This window comes from Desulfonauticus sp., from assembly GCF_055126295.1.
The window spans coordinates 58,975-83,613 of record NZ_JBSRHE010000016.1; the positions used below are offsets into that span (position 1 = coordinate 58,975).

A 24,639-nucleotide genomic window follows, 5' to 3' on the forward strand; every position below is an offset into this window, starting at 1 on the left:
AAAAGGCCGCCAAAAAAAGCCTTGGGCCCTGTAAAAAGAGGAGGCGAAGATGCATTTGGGCAAGGCTGTAAGATTGGAAAGAATTTTTAATCGCAACACGGGCAGGACCATTATTGTTCCTCTGGACCATGGAGTAACTGTTGGTCCCATTTTTGGATTGGTAGATTTAAGAGATACAGTAAACAAGGTAGCTGAGGGTGGAGCCAATGCAGTGTTGATGCATAAGGGTCTACCTCGTTGTTCCCACCGTGGCCATGGAAAAGATGTAGGTCTTATTGTCCACCTATCTGCTAGTACTGCACTTTCTCCTTTTCCCAATGCCAAAACATTGGTTGGTACAGTGGAAGATGCCATTCGCCTGGGTGCTGATGGAGTGTCTGTACATGTCAATGTGGGAGATGAAACCGAGGCTAGAATGTTAAAAGACCTGGGAGAAGTAACTTCCAGAGCCAATGAATGGGGTATGCCTGTTTTAGCCATGGTTTACGCTCGCGGTCCCAAAATTCAAAATGGTTATGACCCTCAGGTGGTAACCCATTGTGCGCGGCTGGGAGAAGAGTTGGGGGCAGATGTGGTCAAGGTGCCCTATACTGGTAGTCCTGAAACCTTTGAACGGGTGGTGGAAGCTTGTTGTATTCCAGTAGTAATTGCTGGTGGCGAAAAAATGGATAATGATTTTGACATCTTAAAGATGGTTTATGACTCCATAGCCGCAGGTGGAGCAGGGCTTAGTGTGGGCAGAAATGTGTTTCAGCACCAGAATCCAACCCTGCTGGTCAAGGCACTGTCTTATATTGTTCACGAAGAGGGTAGTTTAGAAGAAGCCATGGAAATGCTGGAACAGGGTTTAAAGGAACAAGAGGAAGAAAATGTCTAAAAAAATATATTTTAAAGCCATACCATTTAATAAGGAGCTAGTAACTCTTGCCCTGGAGTCAGGAGTGGATGGAATTATCGTCAGGGGAGGCGAAGAAAGTCAGGTCCTGGCTCTGGGGCGCATTCAAGTACTAAAAGAGGAAGACCTTTTACTTATTCCCATTAAAAGCAAGCAGGATGAAGATGAAGTAATTAAAAAGTGTTCCCTGGGTAAACTAGTGGTTTTACCTGAAGACACAGAAATTATTCCTGTGGAAAACATCCTGGCCCGGACCCAAGAAGTGGGCATGGAAGTATCTTCCTTGGAAAAGGCCAAAACAGCTCTGGGCATTTTAGAAGTGGGAGTTGGTTTTTTGGTGGTTACTTCCAGGGGAGCCAAAGACTTAAAGGAAATAGTAAAGGTGAGCAAACTAAAACAGGGAAAGGTGGAATTGCAGCCAGCTACCATAAAAAACATCAAAAACATTGGGTTAGGACACAGGGTGTGTGTGGACACTGTATCTTTGCTTTCCACTGGACAGGGAATGCTGGTGGGAAATTCTTCCAAGTTTACCTTTTTAATCCATGCAGAAACAGAAGCCAATCCTTATGTGGCTCCCAGGCCCTTTAGGGTAAATGCAGGGGGAGTGCATTCCTATACCTTTTTGCCCCAGGATAAAACCTGTTATCTGGAAGAACTGGAGCCTGGAAAAGAGGTCTTGATTGTCAACAATCAGGGTGAAACCGAAATTGCTGTTGTGGGCAGGGTAAAAACAGAAATTAGACCTCTCTTGCTTTTAGAAGCAGAAGTGGATGGGCTACAGGGAAGTGTGATTATCCAAAATGCAGAAACCATTCGTTTGGTGGATGCAAAGGGCAAGCCTGTGAGTGTAGTGCAGCTAAAAGAAGGAGATAAGGTCCTTTGTCATGTGGATGAGGCAGGCAGGCACTTTGGCATGAGAATTAAAGAAGAGATTATAGAAAAATAATAATTATGAACTTAGATAGATTAAAAGAAATTAGAACAGAAATAAACAAGCTGGATTTAGAGCTTTTAAAGCTCTTAAACCAGAGGGCTGAACTTAGCCTGGAAGTGGGTAAAATAAAAGCCCAGGACAAGGACTTGGTCTTTAAGCCCTTTAGGGAAAGAGAAGTCTTAAAAAATCTGGAAGAAAAAAATACCGGTCCTTTGCCCACCGAGCACTTAAGGGCGATTTATAGGGAGATTCTTTCTTCTTCCAGAAGGTTACAAAGCCCTCAAAAGGTCTATTTTTTAGGGCCAGAGGGTACTTTTTCCCATTTAGCTGGGATGGAATATCTGGGACAGAGTGCTGATTTCAGGCCCCAAAAGAATATTGAAGCTGTATTTAAGGGCGTGGTGTTCAAAGAGGCAGATCTGGGGATTATCCCTCTGGAAAATTCTTTGCAGGGCAGTGTGGGGCAGAGTCTGGATTACTTCATGCGCTATGAGGTATATATTCAGGCTGAGATTTACTTTCGCATTAGCCACTTTTTATTGAGCAAGTCTCAAAGTCTAAAACAGATAAAAAGGGTTTACTCTCATCCCCAGGCCCTGGAGCAGTGTGATGGCTGGTTAAATAGCCATTTGCCGCTGGCTGAGATTATTCCTGAAAGAAGCACTGCCCAGGCAGCCAAAAGGGTAACCCAGGAAGAGGAAAGTGCGGCTATTGGGCATAAAAAACTGGCTGAGTTATTACATTTAAATATTTTAGCCAGTCATATTGAGGATTTGAGCGACAACTGGACCAGATTTTTGATTATAGCCAATCAACCAGCTGAAATAAAAGGCAAGGAAAAGACTTCCATTGTTTTTACCCTGCCAGATAAGCCAGGTAGTTTGTCTACCGTGCTGGAGATTTTTGCCAGAGCCAAAATTAACCTGAAGAAATTGGAATCGCGTCCCTTGCGCGGGGAAAAGTGGCAATATGTATTTTTTGCTGATGTGGAATGTGACCTTACCCGGGAAGAATACAAGGAATTGCTCACTAACTTAAAAAATAATTGTCATCTGTTAAAAGTATTGGGAAGTTATCCCAAAGGAGAGTATCTTGGCAGCTAAGCAAGAACCCATAGTTTTGCAGGCCCCTTCTTCCAAATCCCTTTCCCATCGGGCCTTACTCCTGGCTTCTTTGGCTAAGGGGATTTCCCAGCTGGATAAGGTCCTGGTAAGCGAAGATATCCTCAGGACCAGGGAGTGCTTGCAGGCCCTGGGCGTGGAGATTGAAGAAAATTCTGGTGTTTTAAGGGTAAAGGGCAAGGGTAGGGATTTTCACTTTTCCTCTTTGGTAAAACTTATGGGTGGAGAGTCTGGCACTACTTTTAGATTGCTAGCTGGCCTTCTTTGTGGAGCCAGGGGAGAGTTCCTTTTTCTTCCTCAGGGAAGGATGCAGGATAGGCCTATGGATGGCCTGGAAGAGGCTGTGCAGTCCCAGGGAATAGAGTTTGTCTATCTGGAAAAGCCCAAATGCCCTCCTTTTATTTTAAAAAGCAAGGGGTTTAAATCTCCCAGGCTGGAAGTTTCTTTGGAGCAAAGCAGCCAATACTTTTCAGGGCTTATTTTGGGCGCTCTTCTGGCTGACTTTCCCCTGACCCTTGAAGTGAGCGGTAAAAAGGCCCTTTCCTGGCCTTATGTGGGGCTTACTCTGGAGGTATTAAAACATTTTGGCGGCAAATTTAAAGTGGAGTTGAAAAAAGAGGGAACATTTACAGAGGTGGATTTTCGAGAAGTAAAAGAAATTCGTCCTGGAGAAATTAGAGTCACCATTTTCCCTCAAGACTTACAACCTGCTTTCTTTACGGTAGAAGGTGATTTTAGCAATGCTTCCTATTTGCTTTCCTTTGGAGCTGTGGGTCAAAAACCTGTCTGGGTCAGAAATTTAAAGGCTGACAGTTTGCAGGGGGATAAGTTTATTTTAGAGGTTTTAAAAAGAATGGGAGCAAAGGTGGAAGCGAAAGAAGATGGTTTTCTGGTTTTTCCTTCCAGACTTAAAGGGATAGAGGTAGATTTGGGGCTTTGTCCGGACCTGGTTCCCACAGTGGCGGTTCTGGCTTCCTTGGCCACCACTCCTTCTAAAATTAGCAATGTGGCTCATCTGCGCCTTAAGGAAAGTGATAGGCTTTTGGCCATGGCTACAGAAATCGCCAAAGTAGGCTGTAGGGTGGATTTAAAAGAAGATGGTCTGGAGATTTTTCCGCAGGAGTTAGAGCTTGCAGGAAAGGAAGTGGAGTTTTGTACTTATAATGACCACAGGGTGGCCATGAGCCTTAGTTTGTATAGTTTAAGGGGGTTAAAGGCCAGGTTTGATAACCCTAAATGTGTGGCCAAGAGCTTTCCGGATTTTTTTCAGGTATTGGCCCAGGTGTTATAGATGGAAAAGGAAAGGAAAAAAGTAGTTATTTTAGGAGCCAGGGGCAAGATGGGTAAGCTTTTTACCCAGCGGGCTCAAAGGTTTTATCCTGTAAAGGAATTTGACTTGCCTTTGGAGAAAAAGCTTCTGGCCAGAGAGGTAAAGGAGGCCTTTTTGGTCTTGCTTTGCGTACCCATAAAGGCCCTAGACGAGGTGTTAGAGGCGCTGGCTCCCTGTTTGCAACCACCTACTATCTTAGCTGATATTTGCTCGGTAAAAGTCATTCCCTTACAAAAGATGCACAAGGCTTATGCTGGTCCTGTTGTGGGGACCCATCCCCTTTTTGGGCCAGACCTAAAGGCAGGTTTTAGTAAAATTGCCCTTTGTGCAGAAGCAAGGGAGCAGGAAAGTGTGTCCAGGGTAGCTAAATTTTTTCAGCAATTGGGTTTTGAGACCTTTTTTACCACACCCAGGGAGCATGATTTAGCCATGGCCTATATTCAGGGGCTAAATTTTATTTCCACCCTGACCTATTTTGCCAGTTTGGAGCAAAACCTGTCCCTGGATAAATTTATGACCCCTTCTTTTAAAAGAAGGCAAGAAGCAGCAGCCAAAATGTTACAGGAAGATTTTGAGCTTTTTACGACCCTTTTTGAGCAAAATCCCTATTCTTCTACTGTGGTCAGAACTTTTAAAAACTACTTGAACCTGGCAGCAGCTGGAGAATTGGAAGTCTTAGCCCAGAGAAGCTGGTGGTGGTGGCAAGAGAAAAATAAGGGGGAAGGGCCGTAAAAAGGCAGAGGTAAAGGTGCATTAAAAAGCCGTGTCCTTCCCTCAAGGGCACGGCTTTTTAATTTGGTAAATAAAAAACACGGAGGAGGTATGATTAAACTAAAACAAAAGGCCGAGATTCTATCTGCTGATACCCAGACGCCTGTCTCTCTTTATCTGGATATCATTGGCCGCAAACCAGGAATTCTTCTGGAAAGTGCTGAAGTGGACGGCAGGCTGGGTAAATACAGCATTCTGGCCTGGGACTTTATCCTGGAGCTTAGTTGTGTGCAGGGCAAGTTAAAGGTGGAGAGCAGAGATGCCAGGCTGGATGCTTTAAAGGAATTTGATGGACTTGAGTTTATAGAAGGCCTGAGAAAGGTCTTAAATTCCCTGGAAATAGAGCCTTTGACCAAAACCAGGTACCCAGCTTTGACCAGGTCTTTAGTGGGGTATTTTGGTTATGGATTGGCTGGTCTTCTGGAGCCCAAGCTGGCTAAAGTCCTGTCTCCAGAAGAAGCCAAAACCCGTCTGGTCTTGCCAGCCAAGGTGCTCTTGTTTGAACACCTTTATCATCGCTGTGTATTTTTGACTCTGGAAGGGCATGAATCTTTGCCCAGACCCAAACGCCTGGAAGAGAAAAAAGAGATACAGGTAGGAGAGGTGGAGTTTCTCTTTCCCAGGGAGGAGTTTGAACAAAGTGTGCGCTCCATTAAGGAAATGATTCGACAGGGTGAAGCTATTCAGGTTGTGCTTTCCACGCGTTTTCAAGCCAGTTTTCGGGGAGACCCTTTTACTGTGTACAGACATTTACGACTTATAAATCCTTCTCCCTATACCTTTTACATGCACTTTGAAGAGGAAACTCTGGTGGGTTCTTCCCCTGAATTGATGGTAAAGTGTGAGCAGGGAGAACTGGAACTCAGGCCCATTGCTGGCACAAGGCCTAGAGGGAAAAGCGAAGAAGAGGATAAGGCCCTAGCAGAAGATTTGTTGGCAGATGAGAAAGAGCGGGCTGAACATGTGATGTTGGTGGACCTGGGCCGTAATGACCTGGGGCGCATTGCTACGCCAGGAAGTGTGGAAGTGCGTAAGTTTATGCAGGTAGAGTATTTTTCCCATGTTATGCATCTTACTTCCTATCTTAGGTCCCAGTTAAAATCAGGCCTGGATGCTCTGGATGTGTTGGGAGCCACTTTCCCTGCAGGCACGGTTTCAGGTGCTCCCAAAATCAGGGCTATGGAAATAATAAGTCAGTTTGAACCCTTTCCCAGGGGCATTTACGCCGGAGCAGTGGGTTGGCTTGGTTTGGACAAGGACAGTGTCAACCTGGATACGGGTATTACCATTCGTACTCTCTGGTTTGAACAGGGAAAGGTCTATGGCCAGGCTGGTGCAGGGATTGTCTTTGATTCTGTGCCAGAAAAGGAATGGCAGGAGTGTCAAAATAAGGCCAGGGCAATTTTAAAAGCCCTGGAACAAAAGGGGGATACAGATGATTTTGCTCATAGACAATTATGACTCCTTTACTTTCAACCTGGTTCAGGTTGTACAAAAACTGGGTTTGGACCCTCTGGTTGTACGCAATGATCGGCCTGAGCTCTTTGCCTTGGTCAAACAGGCCAAAAAGATCATTATTTCTCCTGGACCAAGTAATCCGCAAAGAGCGGGATTTTGTCTGGAAGTGCTAAAACTCGTACCCAAAACCACTCCTGTTCTGGGCGTGTGTTTGGGCCATCAGATTTTAGGTTTTCTGGCTGGAGCCAGAGTGGATGTGGCCGACCAGGTAATGCACGGCAAAACTTCTTGGGTTTATTTTAAAGAACAGGAACCGCTTTTTGAGGGTTTAAACAATCCCACCCAGGTATGTAGATATCATTCTCTTCTGGTTTATCCAGAAGAGAGCGAGCTTCTGGAAGTCACTGCCTGGACTGAAAACAAAGAAGTCATGGGCTTGCGCTATACAGATAGGCCCTGGGTGGGAGTCCAGTTTCATCCAGAGTCCATTTTAAGCCCGGAAGGACCTAAGCTTATAGCCAATTTTTTAAAATTTTAAGGATAAAAGGGGAGGTGTAAGCATGAAAGCATATTTGGAAAAAATCGCTCAAAGACAGGACTTAACTTATGAAGAAAGCAAAGAAGTTTTCAGCAAGTTGTTTGCAGGAGAGCTGACTCCAGTACAGGCTGGAGCGCTTTTAATGGGGCTTAGAAGTAAAAGGGAAAAAGAGGAAGAAGTCCAGGGGGCAGTGGAAGTAGCCTTAAGCAAGGCCAGGCAAATACAGGGATTAACAGGGGTTTTAGTGGATACCTGCGGTACAGGTGGAGATGGAAAAAATAGTTTTAACTGCTCCACTGCGGTGGCCTTTTTCCTGGCTGACCAGGGAATTAAAGTGGTGAAACACGGCAATAAAGCCATTTCCAGTTCCTGCGGCAGCGCAGATGTGGTGGAGGCATTGGGTTTCCCTCTGGTTAAAGATGAAAACGAAGTGGTCAAAGAACTGGAAGCCAGAAACTTTGTCTTTTTATTTGCTCCCTATTTTCATCCAGCCTTTGCCCATATTGCCCCTGTTCGTCAGCAACTGGGGATAAGGACTCTGTTTAATATCATGGGGCCACTTTTAAATCCTGCCAATCCTACCCATCAGATTGTAGGCGTGCCTCAAGAGGGGTTTATGGAATTGGTGGCCAAGGTCCTGGCCAGAAAAAATTTGGTCAGGGGATGTGTGGTCCATGGAGCAATGGGCTTTGATGAACTTACTCCCTGTGGGCCCAATCAAGTTTACTGGGTAGAAGAGGGCAAGGTAAGTAAGCAAGTTTTAGACCCGGCTGAATACGGTTTTGAGCCCCTACCTGCGCAAGAACTGGTCTGTGCCAGCAAAGAAGAAGCCTTAAGCAAGCAAAAACAGGTGCTTAGAGGGGAAGGGAGTAAGGCTCTAAAGAGTATGGTGGCCTTAAACCTGGGCGTGATGTTTTATCTGCTGGAAGTGGAAGGAAAGGATTTAAAAAAGGCCTTTGCCTATGCCAGAGAAGTGGTGGATAAGGGGCTACAAAGACTTATTCCTGAGGAACAGTTATGTTAGAGCGTTTTAAAAAAGTAAAAGAAAAAGAAGTGGAGCTTCTGGCCTTAAAGGAAAAAACAGGAACTTTTCCTGCTCCGTTTCAAGGCCCAAAACCATCTTTGCTTAAGGCCCTGAGGGAAAAGAGTCCCAGGTATAAGGTTATTGCTGAATATAAGCGCTCTTCTCCTTCTAAAGGAGTTATCAATAAGCACCTGAGCCCAGAGGAAGTAGCTTGGCAATACAAGCAAGCAGGCGCTACAGCACTATCCATTTTAACGGAAAGGGAATTTTTTGCAGGGGAACTGGATTTTATTTCGCGGGTTTATCCAGTGGGCTTACCTGTTTTGCGCAAGGACTTTCTCTATCACCCTCTCCAGATAAAGGAGACCTTAAGTACGCCTGCCAGGGCAGTGTTGCTTATTGTTAGATTTTTTGAAGACTTTGCCCAATTAAAAGATATGTACGAACTGGCGCTGGAAGTTGGCCTGGAACCAGTAGTGGAAGTCTTTTCCCTTGAGGACCTGGAGTTGGCCAAAAAGCTAAATCCCTTCATCCTCCAGGTAAATAGCAGGGATTTGGATTCCTTAAAGATAGACTTAACTACCTTTAAAAGGTTTATTCCGCAAAAGGAACAGGGTGAAGTCTGGATTGCTGCCAGTGGCTTACAGGCTTTTGAGCAACTGGAAGAGTTTAGCTCTCTTGGCTATGATGCCTTTTTGGTGGGGACACACCTGATGGCTGAAGCCAGTCCCCAAAAAGCCCTGGAAACCCTTTTGGGAGGGCAGAATGCTGGTTAAGGTCTGTGGCTTGCGCCAAGCAGAAGAAGTAAAGGCCCTGGTAGAGATGGGGGTGGATTTGCTGGGGTTTATCTTTTATCCCCAGAGTCCCAGATACCTTGCTCCCCAGGAAGCAGCTCAAGTGATGCCTTTTTGTTCCCAAGGCAAAAGAGTGGGCGTGTTTGTGAATAATAGGGTAGAAGAAATTGTAAACATTAGTGAAATCGCCAGGTTGGATTATGTGCAGCTACATGGAGCCCAGGACCTTGAGTTTTGCAAGGAGCTACATTTTTTGAAATTGATTAAGGTTATGTGGCCAGAAAAGTATACCCGGGCAAAGGACCTGGAAAGGGATTTAAAACTTTTTGCCCCTTGGGTGGAGTATTTTCTCTTTGATGCTGGTGGTTTTGGAGGTGGACATGGAAGAGTGATTAAACAGGGTGTTTGGGAGCAATTTCTGGCTGATTATCCCATAATCTTGGCTGGCGGGATTGGGCCGCACAACATAGAGCAGGTCCTTAAGTATAAACCTATGGGTGTGGATTTAAACTCAGGAGTAGAAATAGCACCTGGAAGAAAGGATTTAACAAAGGTAAAACTAGTTTTACAAACCATAAAGGAGTTAGCATGTTAAAGGGTTATTTTGGAGATTTTGGCGGGCAATTTGTGCCCGAGCTTTTGATTCCTCCTCTGCAAGAACTGGAAGCAGCTATGGAAAGGTTTTTATCTGATACTGATTTTAAAAGGGAGTTAAACCATTTGTTTGCCAATTATGTGGGCAGGCCAACTCCTCTTTATTATTGTCCCAACCTTTCTAAGGACCTGGGATTTAAACTGTGGTTAAAAAGAGAAGATTTGACCCATACAGGCGCTCACAAAATCAACAATACTTTAGGCCAGGCCCTTTTGACCAAGTATATGGGGAAAAGCAAAATCATAGCTGAAACTGGAGCTGGCCAGCATGGAGTGGCCACAGCTACAGCAGCAGCCATGCTGGGGCTAGAATGCTTGGTGTTTATGGGGGCTTTGGATGTTCAAAGACAGGCTTTGAATGTAAAGAGGATGGAGCTTTTAGGAGCTAAAGTGGTACCTGTAGAGAGTGGTACCAAAACTTTAAAAGATGCTATTAATGCGGCTTTGCGCTACTGGATAAGCCACCAAGAAGATACACACTATTGTATTGGGTCGGTAGTAGGGCCTCATCCTTTTCCTTATATGGTTAGAGAATTTCAGGCTGTAATTGGCAAGGAAGCCAAAGAACAGATTATAGAGCAAAGTGGGAGATTGCCAGATAAAGTAGTGGCTTGCGTAGGAGGTGGGTCTAATGCCATGGGTATATTTTTTCCTTTTTTTGAGGATAAAGAGGTAGAACTTATTGGAGTAGAAGCAGGCGGAAGTGGTAAGCCTGGTGATTATCATTCTGCTACCCTAAATAAGGGATTGCCAGGAGTTTTGCATGGAACCAAGACCAATCTTTTACAAACCAAAGATGGCCAGATTTTGCCTTCTCATTCTATTGCGCCTGGCCTAGATTACCCTGGTGTTGGGCCAGAGCACACCTATTTTCAAAGTATTGGTAGAGCAAAATATGAAGTGGTTTATGATAAGGAGGCCTTAGAAGCCTTTTATACTTTAAGTGCTAAAGAGGGCATTATCCCTGCTTTAGAAAGTTCTCACGCCTTAGCTTATGTGTTAAAGTTAAAAGGAAAGCTCTCTAACCAGACACAAGTGATTGTTAACCTTTCAGGTAGAGGCGATAAGGACCTGGATATTGTTTTTGGCCAAGAATTTTTAAGATAGAAAGTAAGGAGAAGTAAATGTTTAAAGAGGATATAAGAAAAAACTTTGCTCTAGCGAAAAGTAAGGGGCGTTTAGCTTTAGTCCCTTTTTTGACTGCAGGTATACCATCTAAAAAAGAATTTCCTGAACAGCTAAAGATCCTTGACCAAGAAGGATCTGACCTAATTGAAATAGGAGTTCCTTTTTCTGACCCTGTAGCTGATGGTCCTACTATTGAAGCAGCATCTTTAAAGGCACTGCAGGAAGGAGTTAATTTGGATTATATTTTTAAAGTGTTAAGTGAACAATCTCTGCAAGCTAAAGTTATTTTAATGGGCTATTTTAATCCTTTTTATCAATATGGTTTGGATAGACTGCTTGCTGCCTGTGAACAATACAAAATAGCTGGCCTAATAATCCCTGATTTACCCTTAGAAGAGTATCTAAAACACTTTCCTCAGCCTTCTTCAATAAATTATATTCCTTTGATTGGCTTAAATACTTCTAAAAAGAGAATGCAAGAATATGCAAAACTAGACCCAGCCTTTGTTTATATGGTCTCTGTCTTGGGGATTACTGGTAGTAAAGTGGATATTCAAAGCAGACTCATAGAACAACTAAAAATAGCTAGAGAGGTTTTTACCTGTCCTTTGGTTTTGGGATTTGGCCTCTCCTCTTTAAGTCAATTAGAAAAAATTGAGGACTACTTAGATGGAGTGGTGTTTGGCAGTGCTCTTATTAAATACCTAGAAGAAACAGGCTCTGTTGCAGGTTTTTTACAAAAATGGCAAAAATGATTTTGTTTAAAAGCCTTGCTGCTCTTGGTTTAAGGCCCAAAGTAGACTTGAAAGAGGAGTCTGTTTTACAAAAAAGTAACTTGTTAATTAAAGGTAAAGGTTTTATTTTACAAAAATGTAAAATAGTGTTGAGGTGTTTGTAGGTATGGGATTTTGTTTTTGTGTAACTTTTTGATATAATTGGATAAAAATATTGTGGCCTAAAATATGCTAAAGCTAAGGGAGAGAGTTAAAAAAATTTTAAGAGGAGAGCATTATGGCAGAATTTCCTAACTTTAATTGTAAGAATGCAGATGATGTGCTTAAGGCAGTTAAAGACTATGATGTAAGTTTTATTCAGTTTTGGTTTGTAGATGTTTTAGGTACTTTAAAGAGTTTTCAGGTTACTCCCAGTGAATTAGAGGTTGCTTTTGAAGAAGGAATGGGTTTTGATGGTTCCTCTATTCAGGGTTTTTGCCGTATTCACGAAAGTGATATGGTGGCTTTTCCAGACCCAACTACTTTTCAATTTGTTGCCTGGAGACCTACAGAAAGGCCTGTAGCCAGAATGTTTTGTGACATTAAAAATCCTGATGGAACCCCGTATGCTGGCGATAGTCGTTATGTTTTAAGAAGAATGTTGGAAAGGGCAGCTGAAAAGGGTTATACTTTTTATGTTGGACCTGAGTTAGAATTTTTTATTTTTGCCAATTCAGAAGAACCTAAAATTTTGGATAAGGGCGGTTATTTTGATGCCCCTCCTTTGGATTTAGGCAATGATATTAGAAGAGAAATTATTTTTGCCTTAAATAAGATGGGCATCCAAGTGGAGTACAGTCACCACGAGGTCGCTCCTAGTCAGCATGAAATTGACTTACGTTATCAAGAAGCCTTAAAAATGGCTGATACTGCTATTACTTATAAAGTAATCGTAAAAGAGGTGGCCAGAAGACATGGGTGCTATGCTACCTTTATGCCCAAGCCCTTGTTTGGTTTAAATGGCAGTGGTATGCATGTGCATCAGTCTTTATTTAAAAACGGTAAGAACGCCTTTTATGATGCTAAAAGTGAATATCACTTAAGCTATGAAGGAAGAGCCTATATTGCTGGTCTTTTAAAACATGCTCCTGAAATCACTGCTCTTTGTAATCAGTGGGTAAATTCTTATAAGCGTTTAGTGCCTGGCTATGAAGCTCCTGTATATGTGGCTTGGGCTAGAAGAAATAGATCTTCTTTGGTTAGAGTGCCTATGTATAAGCCTGGCAAGGAAGCTGCTACTCGTGTTGAGCTTCGTTCTCCAGACCCAGCCTGTAATCCTTACCTGGCTTTTGCCGTCATGCTGGCTGCTGGTCTTAAGGGTATTGAAGAAAAATATGAACTACCTGCTCCAGTAGAAGAAGATATCTTTGAAATGAATGTGGCTGAGCGCGAAAAACACGGAATTACCAGTTTGCCTGGTAGTTTAAATGAAGCCATTGAAGCCATGGAAAAGAGTGAAGTGGTCAAGGATGCCCTGGGTGAGCATATCTTTAACCAATTCATTGCCAATAAAAAGGCTGAATGGGATAATTATCGCATTCAGATTACTGAGTATGAATTGAAAAAGTACTTGCCCTTGCTTTAAACAACTAAAAAAACAAACATTCTTACAGGGCTAACTTTTTTAAGTTAGCCCTTTTTTTGTTTAACATCTTGATTTTCTTTCTAATCTTTTTAGTTGCCAAAGCCTTTTTTTCTTTTTAATCTAAAAAAGTATTGACTCGAAATGTCTTATCTAGTTAGAAAAAAATAAATTAAAAGAGCAATAATTTTAAAATTAATTAAATCAATAAGTTAAGTTTGAGGCGAGTTATGTTATATGTGGTGTGGTGGATATTGGCCTATTTGGTGGGAGCTTTTCCCTTTGGACTGCTGGTGGCTCAAGTTTTTTGTCGTTTAGACCCCAGAAAGGCTGGGAGTAAAAATACTGGAGCTACCAATATTGCTCGTTTGTGTGGGCTAAAGTATGGGCTTTTGGTTTTGGCTCTGGATTTATTAAAGGGTTTTTTGCCTGTTTTTGCAGGCTATTATCTTTCCAATTCACCCTGGTTTTTATCCTTAACTGGATTGGCTAGTATTGTGGGGCATATGTACTCTGTCTATCTTTATGGCAAGGGTGGTAAGGGAGTTGCCACTACTTTAGGGGTGTACCTGGCTTTATTTCCTCTTTTTACCTGCTTTGCTTTACTTCTTTTTGCCCTGGTTATTTGGATTAGTGGTTATGTTTCAGTTGGGTCTATTATTTTTGTAACCACTGTGCCTCTTTTATTGGTGTTTAGTCCTAAGATAGCCTATGTTCCTTTGACCATTGTCGTGGCCATGCTGGTTATTTTTAAGCACAGGGAAAACATAGAAAGGCTTATTGCGGGCACAGAAAAGAGTTGGCGTAAGAAGGTTTAAGCTTAGAAAAGTTTTCTAAAGATTATTTGCATCAGTTCTTCCAGTCCTTCCTTGTGCAAAGCAGAGATTTTTACTGCTTGAGGATATTGGTTGGCCAGGAAGTTTTTGCTTTCTTCTTCTAGTTTATCCCACTTATTGAGAATTAGGATTTTCGGTTTATCCTGGAGCTCTAGATCTTTTAAAATATTTTCCACTGCTTGAATTTGCTTGGCCAGATGGGGATGACTGGCATCTGCCACATGCAAGAGCAAATGGGCAGGATAGAGTTCTTCTAAGGTGGCAGAAAAGGCTTCTTTTAGTTCTTGGGGCAGGTTTTTGATAAATCCCACTGTATCGGTGAAGACGATTTCTCTGTCCTGAGGATAGCGCATCTTCTTGCTGGTAGGGTCTAAAGTGGCAAAGAGCTTATTTTGAGCCAATACCTGGCTTTTGGTTAAGGTGTTTAAAAGGGTAGATTTGCCCACATTGGTATAACCAATAAGGGCTACAATGGGGATTTCGCTTTTTTCTCTTAAAGAGCGGGCAGTTTTGCGTTGTTTTTTTATCTGATTTAATTCTTCTTCTATTTTATTGAGACGAGTTCTGATTTTACGGCGATCCAGTTCCAGTTTGGTCTCACCAGGACCTCTTCCACCTATGCCGCCAGTGAGCCTGCTTAAGGCTCTATTTTGTTTAATTAGCCTGGGTAAAGTGTATTTTAGTTGCGCCATTTCCACCTGTAATTTCCCGGCTCTACTTTGGGCGTGTTGAGCAAAGATGTCTAGAATGAGTTGGGTTCTATCAATGACTTTGCGCTCTGTAATGTTGGTTAGGTTGCGGAGTTGAGATGGCGAAAGTTCTGAGGCAAAGACCAGGATACTTGCTCCTTTTTGCAGGGCAAGTACTTCCAGCTCTGCTAATTTATTTTTACTTAAGATATGAGCAGGATTAACCTTTTTTACTTGCTGGATAAAAAAGCCTCTTACTTCTAGCCCTGCAGTTTGGGCCAGGGCCTTTAATTCTTCTAAGGTAGCCTCCTGTTCTTTTTTGGGCGCAGAGTCTACGCTAATAAGGAGAGCTCGGTTTTCCTCTAGTACTTCTGAAGTTTTGGCACTGGTTCGTTCCAACTCTTCTTCCAGGCTTTTTATTACTTCTTTGGGATTGAAGTCTGCCTGATCCCAGGGAAGAAGAGAACTTATGCTATACATTTGTTCCTGCTTATTGGCAGGTAATATGTGGGCATAGGCATAGGATTTAGGATAACCTTCTTCGCTTACTGTGAGGACCTCTATACTATCTAGACGCAAAAAGATCATGTCCATGAGATCTTCCTGGTCCAGTTCCTGTTCTTTTAGGTGGGTATGCAGAAGCCTAAGACCACTTAAACGGCTTTGATTATGTCTTACTTTTTCTAAAAAGGGGATAAGGATACCCCTGTTATCCCCTACAATAACCATTTCTACGCTGCCTTTGCGGTTGATAATCAGGCCAATCTGTCTGTTGATTTTTTGACTTAAATAGGCCAGTTCCCTGGCCTGTTCTTTGCGAAAGGGTTTATCTTCTGGAAAGCGCCTGGAATATAGACGGGAGAGTTCTTTGACCTCGCTGCTTTTAAGTCCGCTTAAATTTCCTCTAACTCTGGCTATGACCGGTTCTCCTTAAAGATGTTTTTGTAAGTAAGAGGCTATCATGGCGTCGTACTTAGAGGTCATTTCAAAGGTATAGGCGGCCATTTTGAGCCTGAATTCAAGGCTGATACCCTGGTGGGTTTCCCATTCTTTTTGAAATTCTGGATAGAACTTAGGATGGGGAAGTACACAGACAGAATGAAAGTTTTTGGCTCCTGCTCGAAGTAAAGTAGGACCGCCAATGTCTATTTGCTCTATGGCTGCCTTTAAATCAAGGGAGTTTTCCACGGCCTGGGCAAAATTATAAAGATTTACGCAAATGAGGTCAAAAAAATCCAGAGCAAGCTCCTGTAGGGTCTTTACATGCTCAGGATTATCCTTGTCTCCCAGTACCCCAGCATGAATATGGGGATGGAGAGTTTTTACTCTGCCGTTTAAGATTTCAGGGAATCTGGTAATTTCACTGACAGAAGTTACCTTTATCCCTGCTTCTTCTAGAACTCTTTTGGTGCCTCCTGTGGAGACAATTTCTACGCCTTGAGCCTGTAAAAAACGGGCCAATTCAGCTAGATTGCTTTTATCCGTAACACTTAGGATAGCTCTTTTAATAGGTAAAACTTCCATTTCTCCCCCTTTTTTTCTTGAAAACTGCCAAAAAAAGGCCGCCCAAGCAAGAATTTTCTGCCCCAAAAGGGCAGAAAATTCCTAAGGGGAGGAGAAACAAAAAAGTTTTACCTTATAGTTTGGCCAGCAGTTCCTGAGCGTTTTTATTTCCTGGGTCCTGACTTAAAATGGTCTCCAGTTCTTTTTGGGCCTTTTCTTTTTCTCCCAGGGAGTAAAAACAACCCGCCAGAGTATACCTAATTTCAATCTTATTTGGGTCCAACTTTAAGTAATTTTCCAGATAGGCAATACTTTCTTTAACCCTATTTAAAGTATAGGCCGCCTGTACCAAGCCATAAAGGGCAATGAGGTTTTCTGGGTTTAACTTGAGGGCCTGTTGAAAAAGTTCAAAGGCCTTTTCCTGGTTGTTGGCTTCTACTTCTAACAGCCCCAAACCAGCATAGGGTTTGTCATTGTCCTTTTCAGCTTCCAAGGCCTTTTGATAAAATTCTTTAGCTTTGTCTAGCTCTCCCTTCTGGACATAAATAGTAGCCAGACCCAAATAGGGATCAGCATGTGTTCCATTGGAAGAACAGGCCTTTTCATAGTATTCTTCGGCCTTATCCAACTCGCCCATAAACAAATAACATTCTCCCAGTTCTTTGTTGATTTCATAATCTAAATTACTCATGGTTCTCCTCCGAAAAAGGTTTCTCGGATTAATAAAATGCATCATTTATGCCAGGAATCTAATGAAAGGGTTGGTTTTTGCAGTCTATCTGGGAAGAAGTTTTTTGGGATTGAAAGAAGAGAAGCTAAGTAACTTGGTGCCTGGGAATAGCTGGAACGCAAGTTGCAATAAATAGTGCAAAAAAGTGTGAGGTGGGTTATGAAAAGCCTTTTTTCAAGTCATTTTAACTGGGTGGAAAAGGCCATGGATTTACACCTGGTTCGTCAGAATATTGTCGCTTCCAATTTGGCCAATATAAATACGCCTGGTTATAAAGCCAAAAAGGTGGAGTTTGAAGAGGAATTGCAAGCCATGCTCAAGGCTGAAGAGAACAAGAGTATAACCCGGACCAATCCCAAGCACTTGCCCGTTGCCTTTGACCCCAACAAGGTTAGCCCTACCTTACTAAAGAGTCTGGAGCCAAGAGTGGTTCAGGGAGAAGATAGCGTAGATTTAGATAAGGAAATGGCTTTAATGGCTAAAAATGCCATGATTTATGATACCCTGGCCCAGGTAATGAAAAAGGGCTTTGAAGGAATGAAAAGTGTAATTACGGAGGGATCTAAGTAATGGATTTACTGACTGCTTTAGAAATAGGTGCCTCTGGCCTCAGTGCTGAGCGCACTCATTTAAATGTCATTTCCATGAATCTGGCCAATGTAAAGACCACCAGGACTCCAGAGGGAGGTCCTTATCGCCGTAAGACCGTGTTGTTTAAGACTGCTCCAGTAGATACTCCCTTTGCCCAGGTTATGGCTTCTGCTCTGGATAGAGAGGTGGAAGGGGTGAAAGTAACTGCAGTGGTGGACGATAAGCGTCCCTTTAAGCGCGTGTATGAACCTGGCCATCCAGATGCAGATGAAAACGGCTATGTCTATTATCCAGATATCAATGTGGTAGAGGAAATGGCCAATTTAATGACGACTCTTAGAACCTATGAGGCCAATGTTTCTGTGATTACTACAGTGAAAAGCATGTATAACAAGGCCCTGGAGATAGGCCGTTAGAGGGGTAAGCTATGTCCAAAATAAATCCTTTAGGGCTAAAAGCCTACTTACAAACACAGGAATTATTTGAAGAAAAATCTAAAAAAACCTCTTCAGAGGGAGATTCCTTTACAGCTACTTTAAAAGATTCTCTAAAAAAGGTTAATGATTTGCAGGAAGAAAAGGAATCCATGATAAAAGCCTTTGCTGCTGGAGAAAAACAAAATGTGCACGAACTTATGATAACTTTACAAAAAGCAGGTATTGCGATGCAGATGACTACTGCTGTACGCAACAAAGTCCTGGAAGCTTATAAAGAAATTATGCACCTTACTTTCTAATTTAGGAGAAAAGAATGCCTTCTTTTATTGAAAAGAGTATAGAGCAGATCCGCAATTTGTGGGATAAAAGCACCACAGCCCAGAAAATACTGTACGGGGGGATTATTTTTTCCTTAATAGTAGTTGGAGTTATTTTAATCTGGCTGGTGCAAAGTACTACCTATAAGGTTTTGTACTCCAATCTTTATCCTGAAGATGCTGCAAGAGTTGTAAATATTTTAGAGAAACAAAAGGTAAGTTATAAGCTAAAAGACAATGGAACCACTATTTTGGTTCCAGAGGATAAGGTCTATAATTTAAGACTGGCTATTGCCGGACAGGGAGTTTTGCATGGTCAGGGATTGGGTTTTGAACTGTTTGACAGTAACAAATTGGGCCAAACTGATTTTGTCCAGAAAATAAACTATCAAAGGGCCTTACAAGGTGAATTGGCCAGGACCATTGCTGAATTTTCAGAGGTAGATAGCGCCAGAGTTCATCTGGTTATGCCGCAAAAGAGCCTGTTTATTGAAGAAAGTGAACCACCTTCTGCGTCTGTGGTCTTGAAATTAAAACCAGGTGCAAGCCTTTCTCAGGAACAAGTAAGAAGCATTGTCAATTTGATTGTTACTGGCGTACCCGGGATGGAAGCAGAAAGAGTAACTATTGCTGATACCAGAGGTAAGATTTTGTATGAGCCCAAGGAAGAAATTATAGAAGGCCTTACTTCCACTCAACTGGAATATCAGTTAAATTTTCAACGCAATCTGGAAAAGCGGATAGAAGAACTCTTAGCTCCTATCGTGGGAGGAAGAAACAAGGTTATTGCCAAGGTAAGTGCTGAATTAGACTTTAGCCGCAAAACCATTCACAAGGAAATTTACGACCCTGACAGTGCCGTGGTCAGAAGTGAGCAAAAAACTGAAGAAAACAGTCGAGGTACTACCAATTTTCAAGCTGGCTCTCCTGAGCCTGCCTATAATGCTGCAGGTACAGCAGGTACAGGCACTACCCAGGAAACTTCTAGAACCAGTTCTTTGACCAATTTTGAAATCAACAAAGAAGAACAACAAATTATTGCTCCTGTGGGCGAGGTAAAGAAACTAAGTGTGGCTGTGGTGGTAGATGGTCAATATATAAAAGATGATCAGGGTAATTTTGTTTACCAGCCTTTACCTGCAGCTACCCTGGATCGCATTCGGGCTTTAGTGGAAAATGCCATTGGTTATGATCGGGCTAGAGGAGATCAAATCGAAGTCAGTAATCTTTCCTTTGGTGCTCCAGAAGTGGCAGAAGGTCCTTCTTTTCTGGAGAAATTCCTGAACTATTTCCGCATTATTGGTAAGCCCTTGTTAAATACTTTAATTGTCTTGCTCTTTATTCTCCTGGTGGTTAGACCAATAGTTATGGCCATCTTAAAGCCCAAGGTGACAGAAGAAGAGATAGAAGAAGTGGGAGAGCTTCCAGAAGAGAAACCTGCTCTGGCCTTGGAAGACCTTTCTCCTGAAGAAAGAGAGGCTCTGGAAGTTCAAAAACGTATAGAAGATCAGGCTGCTTTGGCCAAACAACTGGTTGCTGATGACTTTGACAGGGCCTTTAAAGTGGTTAGAAAGTGGTTAAAAGAGGAGGGTAGTCAGGTTGGCCGATAAGCTTAGCGGAGTCCAAAAAACAGCTATATTGCTTTTAGCTCTAGGGGAAGAGTTTACTACTGAGGTGTTCAAGCGCCTGGATAGGCGAGAAATAGCCAAGATTTCCAAAGCCATGGTGGAAATGGAAAGTGTGCCCAAGGAAACAGCTGAAGAGGTATTAAAAGAGTTTAATGAGGCCCTTACTGTAAGCAAGGAAATGCTTTTGGGCGGAGTAGATGTGGTAAAGAAACTGATGAGCAAAGTGGATGAAGAAACAGCCAAGTATGTAATCGATTCTTTAGAACTGGATTCCGACCAGATTCCCTTTAGAGAGCTTACCAATGTAAGCCCCAAGATTCTGGCTCAGATTTTAAGGAATGAGCATCCTCAAACCCTGGCTTTGATTATTGGTCATTTACCACCAGAACACGGAGCAGACCTTATTGCTCAGCTTCCCCCTGGAGTTAGGCCAGAGGTATTAATGCGGTTGGCTAAGTTGGAGTCTGTACCAGAGGATATGCTTTTGGAAGTGGACAGGGTGTTGCAGAGTCAGCTTATTGCCATTGGAGCCAAGGAAGGCAAGAAGGTAGGTGGTGTCCAGTCAGTAGCCGAAATCTTGAACGCTGTGGAAAGAAGCATTGAAGAAGAAGTGATGAGTGAAATTGAAGAAGAATCCTCTCAACTGGCAGAGGAAATCAGACAACTTATGTTTGTCTTTGAAGATATTCTGGAACTGGACGACAGGGCTGTGCGGGAAGTGCTTAAGGAAATTAGCAATGAAGACCTTACTCTGGCCCTTAAGACTGCCTCTGAAGAGCTTAAGGAAAAGTTCTTTTCCAATCTTTCTGAGCGTGCAGCCAATATGATTAGAGAAGACCTGGAAATTATGGGACCAGTGAAACTTTCAGATGTAGAAGCTGCTCAGCAAAACATTGTTAAGGTGATTAGGAGGCTGGAAGCAGAAGGTAGAATCGTTATTGGCGGTAAGGGTGGTGGAGATGTCCTTGTCTAAAAAAGAACTTTCCTTTGGCAAAGTAATTGTGGGGTTGGAAACCAAAAGTGTGGAAGAAGTAGAGTATAAACCCACCTATATTCCACCTGAAGAAGTAGAAAGGAGAGTTTTAGCTGGAGCAAAAAAAAAGGCCAAGGAAAAGGCCAAGGAGATTTTAAACCAGGCCTTAAGAGAAGCTAAGGCTATAAAGGAAAAGGCCTTTCAAGAAGGATATCTTGAAGGGCAAAAACAGGCCCGGGCTGAGCTGGACAAATTAAAACAGGACTTGGCTCAAAAGTGGATAACCTTTTTTGATTCTCTAGAGCAGGAAAAACAAAAGATTTATGCGGAATATAAGGAAGATTTGCTTTTACTTTTGCGCAAAGCCGTTCAAAAGATAACCTATGTGGTTTTAAGTGAAGAAAAGAATAAAATTTTGGAAAATTTTTTAAAGGAAGCTGTGGATTACATTCAAAATAAAAAGGAAGTGGTGGTTAAAATAAATCCCCAGAACAAAGAGTTGGTCCTGGAAATACTTGAGAGTATAAAAAAAGAATATCCTAGCTTAAATGTCTGTCAGGTCAAAGAAGACGCTTCTTTAGAAGACTGTGCTGTAATTGTGGAAAATGGTAATGGCCTGGTGGAAAACAGGCTTTCTTCCAGATTAAAACAAGTTGAAGAAATTTTAGCCAAAATTGAGTTGAAATAATGCGCATCTCTTCCTGTTTGGAATTTATTGATAAAATGGATCTGGCCACAGTGTATGGTCGGGTGAGTAAAGTTATTGGTCTGGTGGTAGAAGGCCAGGGTATTAAGGCTGCTCTGGGCTCTACCTGTCAGATTCTTTCGGAAGACAAGAGTACTGCTTTGCCAGCAGAAGTAATTGGCTTTAAGGATAACAGGGTTTTATTTATGCCCTATGGAGATATGCGGGGCATTGCCCCTGGAAGTTTGATTAAAAACTCTGCCCATCCACCGCTTATCCCTGTGGGAAAAAAGCTTTTGGGCCGGGTTATTGATAGCTTTGGCAATTTTTTGGACGAAGGGCCGGAAATAAGCCTTTCTTCCTTTTATCCTCTTTACAACAATCCCCCTTCTCCCCTGGAAAGGCCACGTATCTCTGAACCGCTAGATGTGGGTATTAGGGCTATTAATGGGTTGCTGACTTTAGGAAAAGGCCAGAGAGTTGGTATTATGGCTGGTTCTGGAGTGGGCAAAAGCACTCTTATGGGCATGATGGCCAGATATACCAAGGCAGATGTAAATGTTATTGCCCTGGTGGGTGAACGGGGAAGAGAAGTAAGGGAGTTCATTGAAAAGGACCTGGGAGAAGAAGGACTGAAACGCTCGGTTTTGATTGTGGCCACTTCTGACCAGAGTCCTCTTCTTAGAATGCGGGCTGCTTATGCTGCTACCAGTGTGGCTGAATATTTTCGAGACCAGGGGCTGGATGTGCTTTTGATGATGGATTCAGTGACTCGTTTTGCCATGGCAGCCAGAGAAGTGGGTTTGGCAGCAGGTGAGCCACCTACTACCAGAGGTTATACTCCTACGGTTTTTGCCCATTTGCCCAGACTGTTGGAAAGGGCAGGTACTTCCAATAAAGGAACTATTACAGGTATTTATACAGTTTTAGTAGAAGGAGATGATTTTAATGAGCCTGTGGCTGATGCTGTACGCTCCATTTTGGATGGGCATATTGTGCTTACCAGAGAGCTGGCAGACCAGGGACATTATCCAGCCATTGATGTTTTAAAGAGTATTAGCAGGCTTAGAAGCGATGTCACGCCCAAAGAAGTCTTAAAGGCAGGGCAGAGGTTTTTGTCCTTGCTGGCCACTTATAAACGAGTGGAAGATATGATAAATATAGGCGCCTATGCCAAAGGCAGTAATGCTGAAATTGATTTGGCCCTAAAGTTGATTGACCCCATGAACAATTATTTGCGTCAGAATGTTGACGAGCACTCCCCTCTTGAGGCAAGCTTTCTGCAACTACAGCAGATGATGGTTGCTTAACATATGTCTTATCCTATTTATTTTGTGGGCGCTGGGCCTGGAGACCCCGAACTTATTACCCTTAAGGCTAAAAAACTTATAGATGAAGCTGAGCTTATAGTCTATGCGGGCTCTTTGGTGCCAGCTAGCTTGTTTGAAGAGAGTAAGGCCAAAGAGATAGTCAATAGTGCCCCTTTAACCCTGGAGCAAATAATTGCTTTGCTGGAAAGAGGTTATAAAGAAGGCAAAAGGGTGGTGCGAGTGCACACAGGAGACCCCAGCCTTTATGGGACCATCCGGGAACAAACCCGGGTTTTGGCGGAAAAAAATATTCCCTATGAGATTGTGCCTGGCATAAGTGCAGCCTTTGCCCTGGCAGCCAGAGCAAAGGTGTCCTTTACCTCTCCAGAAGCCAATCAAACCCTTATTTTGACCAGAGTTTCTGGCAAAACTAATGTCCCTGAGGAGCAAGACCTGGAGCGCCTGGCTCAAAGTAAAAGCTCTCTGGCTATTTATCTATCTGCAACTAAGGCAACAGAAATACAGAAGAAACTTTTACAAGCAGGCTATCCAGAAGATAGTTTGGTGGTTATTGGTTATAGAGTAGGCTGGCCAGATGAAAAAATTATTTATTCCAATTTAAAAAACTTACTTCAAGATTATAAACTTTTTAAACAAAAACGACAAATTTTATTTTTAGTTATACCTAAACAGGAACTACTTAATTCCTGTCTTTATTCTGCAGAATTTTCCCACCTTTTTCGAAAATAAATATTTGCCAAATATTTATTTTCCCCCTATTTTTTTCTTTTTGATTACAAGCTGAAGTATAAAAAATAGGTTTATATTGTTGACCTTTGTTTTATAATTTTATACTGGGTTATAAATTTTTTATTTTGGGAATATACCTAATGGAGTGGTTAAAAAAGATATACTTTTTACCTTTATTGTTTAAGTTTAAGGCAGAAGAAGAGGTCCTTTTGCCTGCCTATAAAGGAGCTACCTTTAGAGGTGGATTTGGGTATACTTTTAAGAAAAGTGTTTGTGCGCTTAAGTCTGTGGTAGATTGCAAAGATTGCTTGCTTAGTTCAAACTGTGCGTATGCTTATGTCTTTGAGACTCCCAGGCCTAAAGATGCTCAGATTATGCGTAAATATGAGCATGTCCCACATCCTTTTGTACTATGTCCGACTTTAAGCAGGCATAGATTGGTAAAGGCAGGTGAATGCTTGGAAGTGGAGATGGTGTTAATTGGCAAGGCTATAGAATATTTGCCCTACTTTATTTTGGTTATGAATGAATTGGGTAAAGCCGGTCTGGGCAAACACAAAGGTAAGTGTACTCTCCAAGGGGTGAGTGTTTTGGGAAAAGAAGTCTTTAATTATGAAGAAGCCAAAATTAAAAAAGTGACCCCTTTGAGCTTACAGGATTTAAAAGAAGTAAAATCTGATAAGATTGATTTAAGCTTAAATTTTGTTACTCCGCTAAAACTGCAAAGGAATAGTAAGATAATAAGAGAAAACTTAACTTTTCAGGATATTTTTCGTTCTTTATTGCGTAGAATTTCACTTCTTGCTTATTTTCATTGCAAGGTTAAAGAAGATGAATTAGAAGTAGAAAAATTTTCAGATTTAATTACTAAATCACAAGAAATAAAAGTTATAGAAGATAAAACCATTTGGGTTAATTTAAGTAGGTTTTCTACTAGACAAAAACAAAAGATACCCATTGGGGGGTTAGTTGGAAAGATAAGTTTTACAGGAGATATTTCTTCTTTTTGGCCTTTTTTAGTGTTGGGAGAGTATTTGCATGTAGGAAAAAATACAAGTGTAGGTTTGGGAAAATATATTTTAATTTAAGGAGTCAACTATAAATAATGAGTAGCTGGGTCAAATTTTTCACCTTTTTTGAGCATAGCATAAAGGGTTCTCACAAGCTTATTGCAGAGAGCGATCA

General features: G+C 42.2%; 26 protein-coding genes. 23 read left to right on the forward strand and 3 right to left on the reverse strand.

Annotated elements, in window-relative coordinates; genetic code table 11:
• Positions 1-49 precede the first annotated feature (49 nt).
• From ACTCIM_RS09520 to plsY, 14 genes are all read left to right on the forward strand, one after another.
• Entirely contained in the window at positions 50-877 is an 828-nt protein-coding gene (locus tag ACTCIM_RS09520; protein WP_472315258.1) for a 2-amino-3,7-dideoxy-D-threo-hept-6-ulosonate synthase, read from the forward strand.
• Positions 870-1,844 (forward strand): 3-dehydroquinate synthase II, encoded by a 975-nt coding sequence (locus ACTCIM_RS09525; RefSeq protein WP_472315261.1) that lies wholly within the window; start codon positions 870-872, stop codon positions 1,842-1,844. Before ACTCIM_RS09520 ends, ACTCIM_RS09525 begins: the two co-directional genes overlap by 8 nt.
• 5 nt (positions 1,845-1,849) lie before the next feature.
• On the forward strand, positions 1,850-2,935 hold the full coding sequence (gene pheA / locus ACTCIM_RS09530) for a prephenate dehydratase (protein WP_029965346.1): 1,086 nt from the start codon (positions 1,850-1,852) through the stop codon (positions 2,933-2,935).
• Positions 2,925-4,244, forward strand: a complete 1,320-nt coding sequence (gene aroA, locus ACTCIM_RS09535) for a 3-phosphoshikimate 1-carboxyvinyltransferase (RefSeq protein WP_472315264.1) — start codon at positions 2,925-2,927, stop codon at positions 4,242-4,244. Before pheA ends, aroA begins: the two co-directional genes overlap by 11 nt.
• On the forward strand, positions 4,245-5,015 hold the full coding sequence (locus ACTCIM_RS09540; RefSeq protein ID WP_029965344.1) for a prephenate dehydrogenase/arogenate dehydrogenase family protein: 771 nt from the start codon (positions 4,245-4,247) through the stop codon (positions 5,013-5,015). It begins immediately after the preceding gene.
• A 90-nt stretch (positions 5,016-5,105) separates the two neighbouring features.
• Complete coding sequence (locus ACTCIM_RS09545; RefSeq protein ID WP_472315266.1) at positions 5,106-6,515, forward strand: anthranilate synthase component I family protein; 1,410 nt, start codon at positions 5,106-5,108, stop codon at positions 6,513-6,515.
• A complete protein-coding gene (locus tag ACTCIM_RS09550; protein WP_029965342.1) occupies positions 6,490-7,050 on the forward strand; it encodes an anthranilate synthase component II in 561 nt (186 codons plus the stop codon). Before ACTCIM_RS09545 ends, ACTCIM_RS09550 begins: the two co-directional genes overlap by 26 nt.
• 22 nt (positions 7,051-7,072) lie before the next feature.
• On the forward strand, positions 7,073-8,074 hold the full coding sequence (gene trpD / locus ACTCIM_RS09555; RefSeq protein WP_472315269.1) for an anthranilate phosphoribosyltransferase: 1,002 nt from the start codon (positions 7,073-7,075) through the stop codon (positions 8,072-8,074).
• Positions 8,068-8,850, forward strand: a complete 783-nt coding sequence (locus tag ACTCIM_RS09560) for an indole-3-glycerol-phosphate synthase (RefSeq protein WP_472315272.1) — start codon at positions 8,068-8,070, stop codon at positions 8,848-8,850. Before trpD ends, ACTCIM_RS09560 begins: the two co-directional genes overlap by 7 nt.
• On the forward strand, positions 8,840-9,463 hold the full coding sequence (locus ACTCIM_RS09565) for a phosphoribosylanthranilate isomerase (RefSeq protein ID WP_472315275.1): 624 nt from the start codon (positions 8,840-8,842) through the stop codon (positions 9,461-9,463). Before ACTCIM_RS09560 ends, ACTCIM_RS09565 begins: the two co-directional genes overlap by 11 nt.
• Positions 9,457-10,629, forward strand: a complete 1,173-nt coding sequence (gene trpB / locus ACTCIM_RS09570; RefSeq protein ID WP_472315278.1) for a tryptophan synthase subunit beta — start codon at positions 9,457-9,459, stop codon at positions 10,627-10,629. The genes ACTCIM_RS09565 and trpB overlap by 7 nt, the downstream gene beginning before the upstream one ends.
• A gap of 17 nt (positions 10,630-10,646) precedes the next feature.
• Positions 10,647-11,405 (forward strand): tryptophan synthase subunit alpha, encoded by a 759-nt coding sequence (trpA, locus tag ACTCIM_RS09575; protein WP_472315281.1) that lies wholly within the window; start codon positions 10,647-10,649, stop codon positions 11,403-11,405.
• A gap of 256 nt (positions 11,406-11,661) precedes the next feature.
• Positions 11,662-13,008 carry a type I glutamate--ammonia ligase gene (gene glnA / locus ACTCIM_RS09580; protein ID WP_472315284.1) on the forward strand — a complete coding sequence of 449 codons (1,347 nt, stop codon included), beginning with the start codon at positions 11,662-11,664 and terminating at the stop codon, positions 13,006-13,008.
• Positions 13,009-13,235: 227 nt separating this feature from the next.
• Entirely contained in the window at positions 13,236-13,823 is a 588-nt protein-coding gene (gene plsY, locus ACTCIM_RS09585; protein ID WP_029965333.1) for a glycerol-3-phosphate 1-O-acyltransferase PlsY, read from the forward strand.
• 2 nt (positions 13,824-13,825) lie between these two features.
• Here plsY and hflX read toward each other — a convergent pair whose 3' ends face one another.
• From hflX to ACTCIM_RS09600, 3 genes are all read right to left on the reverse strand, one after another.
• Entirely contained in the window at positions 13,826-15,259 is a 1,434-nt protein-coding gene (gene hflX, locus ACTCIM_RS09590) for a GTPase HflX (protein WP_472315287.1), read from the reverse strand.
• A gap of 201 nt (positions 15,260-15,460) precedes the next feature.
• Positions 15,461-16,054 carry an IMP cyclohydrolase gene (locus ACTCIM_RS09595; protein WP_472315290.1) on the reverse strand — a complete coding sequence of 198 codons (594 nt, stop codon included), beginning with the start codon at positions 16,052-16,054 and terminating at the stop codon, positions 15,461-15,463.
• 112 nt (positions 16,055-16,166) lie between these two features.
• Positions 16,167-16,724: a tetratricopeptide repeat protein gene (locus tag ACTCIM_RS09600; RefSeq protein ID WP_464279190.1), complete on the reverse strand. Its 558-nt coding sequence runs from the start codon at positions 16,722-16,724 to the stop codon at positions 16,167-16,169.
• Between the two features lie 198 nt (positions 16,725-16,922).
• Between ACTCIM_RS09600 and flgB the strand changes: the two genes are divergently transcribed.
• From flgB to cas6, 9 genes are all read left to right on the forward strand, one after another.
• Complete coding sequence (flgB, locus tag ACTCIM_RS09605; protein ID WP_464279191.1) at positions 16,923-17,333, forward strand: flagellar basal body rod protein FlgB; 411 nt, start codon at positions 16,923-16,925, stop codon at positions 17,331-17,333.
• Positions 17,333-17,770 carry a flagellar basal body rod protein FlgC gene (gene flgC, locus ACTCIM_RS09610; RefSeq protein ID WP_472315293.1) on the forward strand — a complete coding sequence of 146 codons (438 nt, stop codon included), beginning with the start codon at positions 17,333-17,335 and terminating at the stop codon, positions 17,768-17,770. Before flgB ends, flgC begins: the two co-directional genes overlap by 1 nt.
• 11 nt (positions 17,771-17,781) lie before the next feature.
• On the forward strand, positions 17,782-18,090 hold the full coding sequence (gene fliE, locus ACTCIM_RS09615) for a flagellar hook-basal body complex protein FliE (RefSeq protein WP_464279193.1): 309 nt from the start codon (positions 17,782-17,784) through the stop codon (positions 18,088-18,090).
• Positions 18,091-18,104: 14 nt separating this feature from the next.
• Positions 18,105-19,718 (forward strand): flagellar basal-body MS-ring/collar protein FliF, encoded by a 1,614-nt coding sequence (gene fliF, locus ACTCIM_RS09620; RefSeq protein ID WP_472315296.1) that lies wholly within the window; start codon positions 18,105-18,107, stop codon positions 19,716-19,718.
• Positions 19,708-20,709, forward strand: coding sequence for a flagellar motor switch protein FliG (gene fliG, locus ACTCIM_RS09625; protein WP_472315299.1), 1,002 nt, complete (start codon positions 19,708-19,710; stop codon positions 20,707-20,709). The genes fliF and fliG overlap by 11 nt, the downstream gene beginning before the upstream one ends.
• Positions 20,696-21,397 carry a FliH/SctL family protein gene (locus tag ACTCIM_RS09630; RefSeq protein ID WP_472315302.1) on the forward strand — a complete coding sequence of 234 codons (702 nt, stop codon included), beginning with the start codon at positions 20,696-20,698 and terminating at the stop codon, positions 21,395-21,397. The genes fliG and ACTCIM_RS09630 overlap by 14 nt, the downstream gene beginning before the upstream one ends.
• On the forward strand, positions 21,397-22,704 hold the full coding sequence (locus tag ACTCIM_RS09635; protein ID WP_472315305.1) for a FliI/YscN family ATPase: 1,308 nt from the start codon (positions 21,397-21,399) through the stop codon (positions 22,702-22,704). The genes ACTCIM_RS09630 and ACTCIM_RS09635 overlap by 1 nt, the downstream gene beginning before the upstream one ends.
• A gap of 3 nt (positions 22,705-22,707) precedes the next feature.
• Positions 22,708-23,454: a precorrin-4 C(11)-methyltransferase gene (gene cobM, locus ACTCIM_RS09640; RefSeq protein ID WP_472315308.1), complete on the forward strand. Its 747-nt coding sequence runs from the start codon at positions 22,708-22,710 to the stop codon at positions 23,452-23,454.
• Between the two features lie 140 nt (positions 23,455-23,594).
• A complete protein-coding gene (gene cas6 / locus ACTCIM_RS09645; protein ID WP_464279198.1) occupies positions 23,595-24,542 on the forward strand; it encodes a CRISPR system precrRNA processing endoribonuclease RAMP protein Cas6 in 948 nt (315 codons plus the stop codon).
• Positions 24,543-24,639 lie beyond the last annotated feature (97 nt).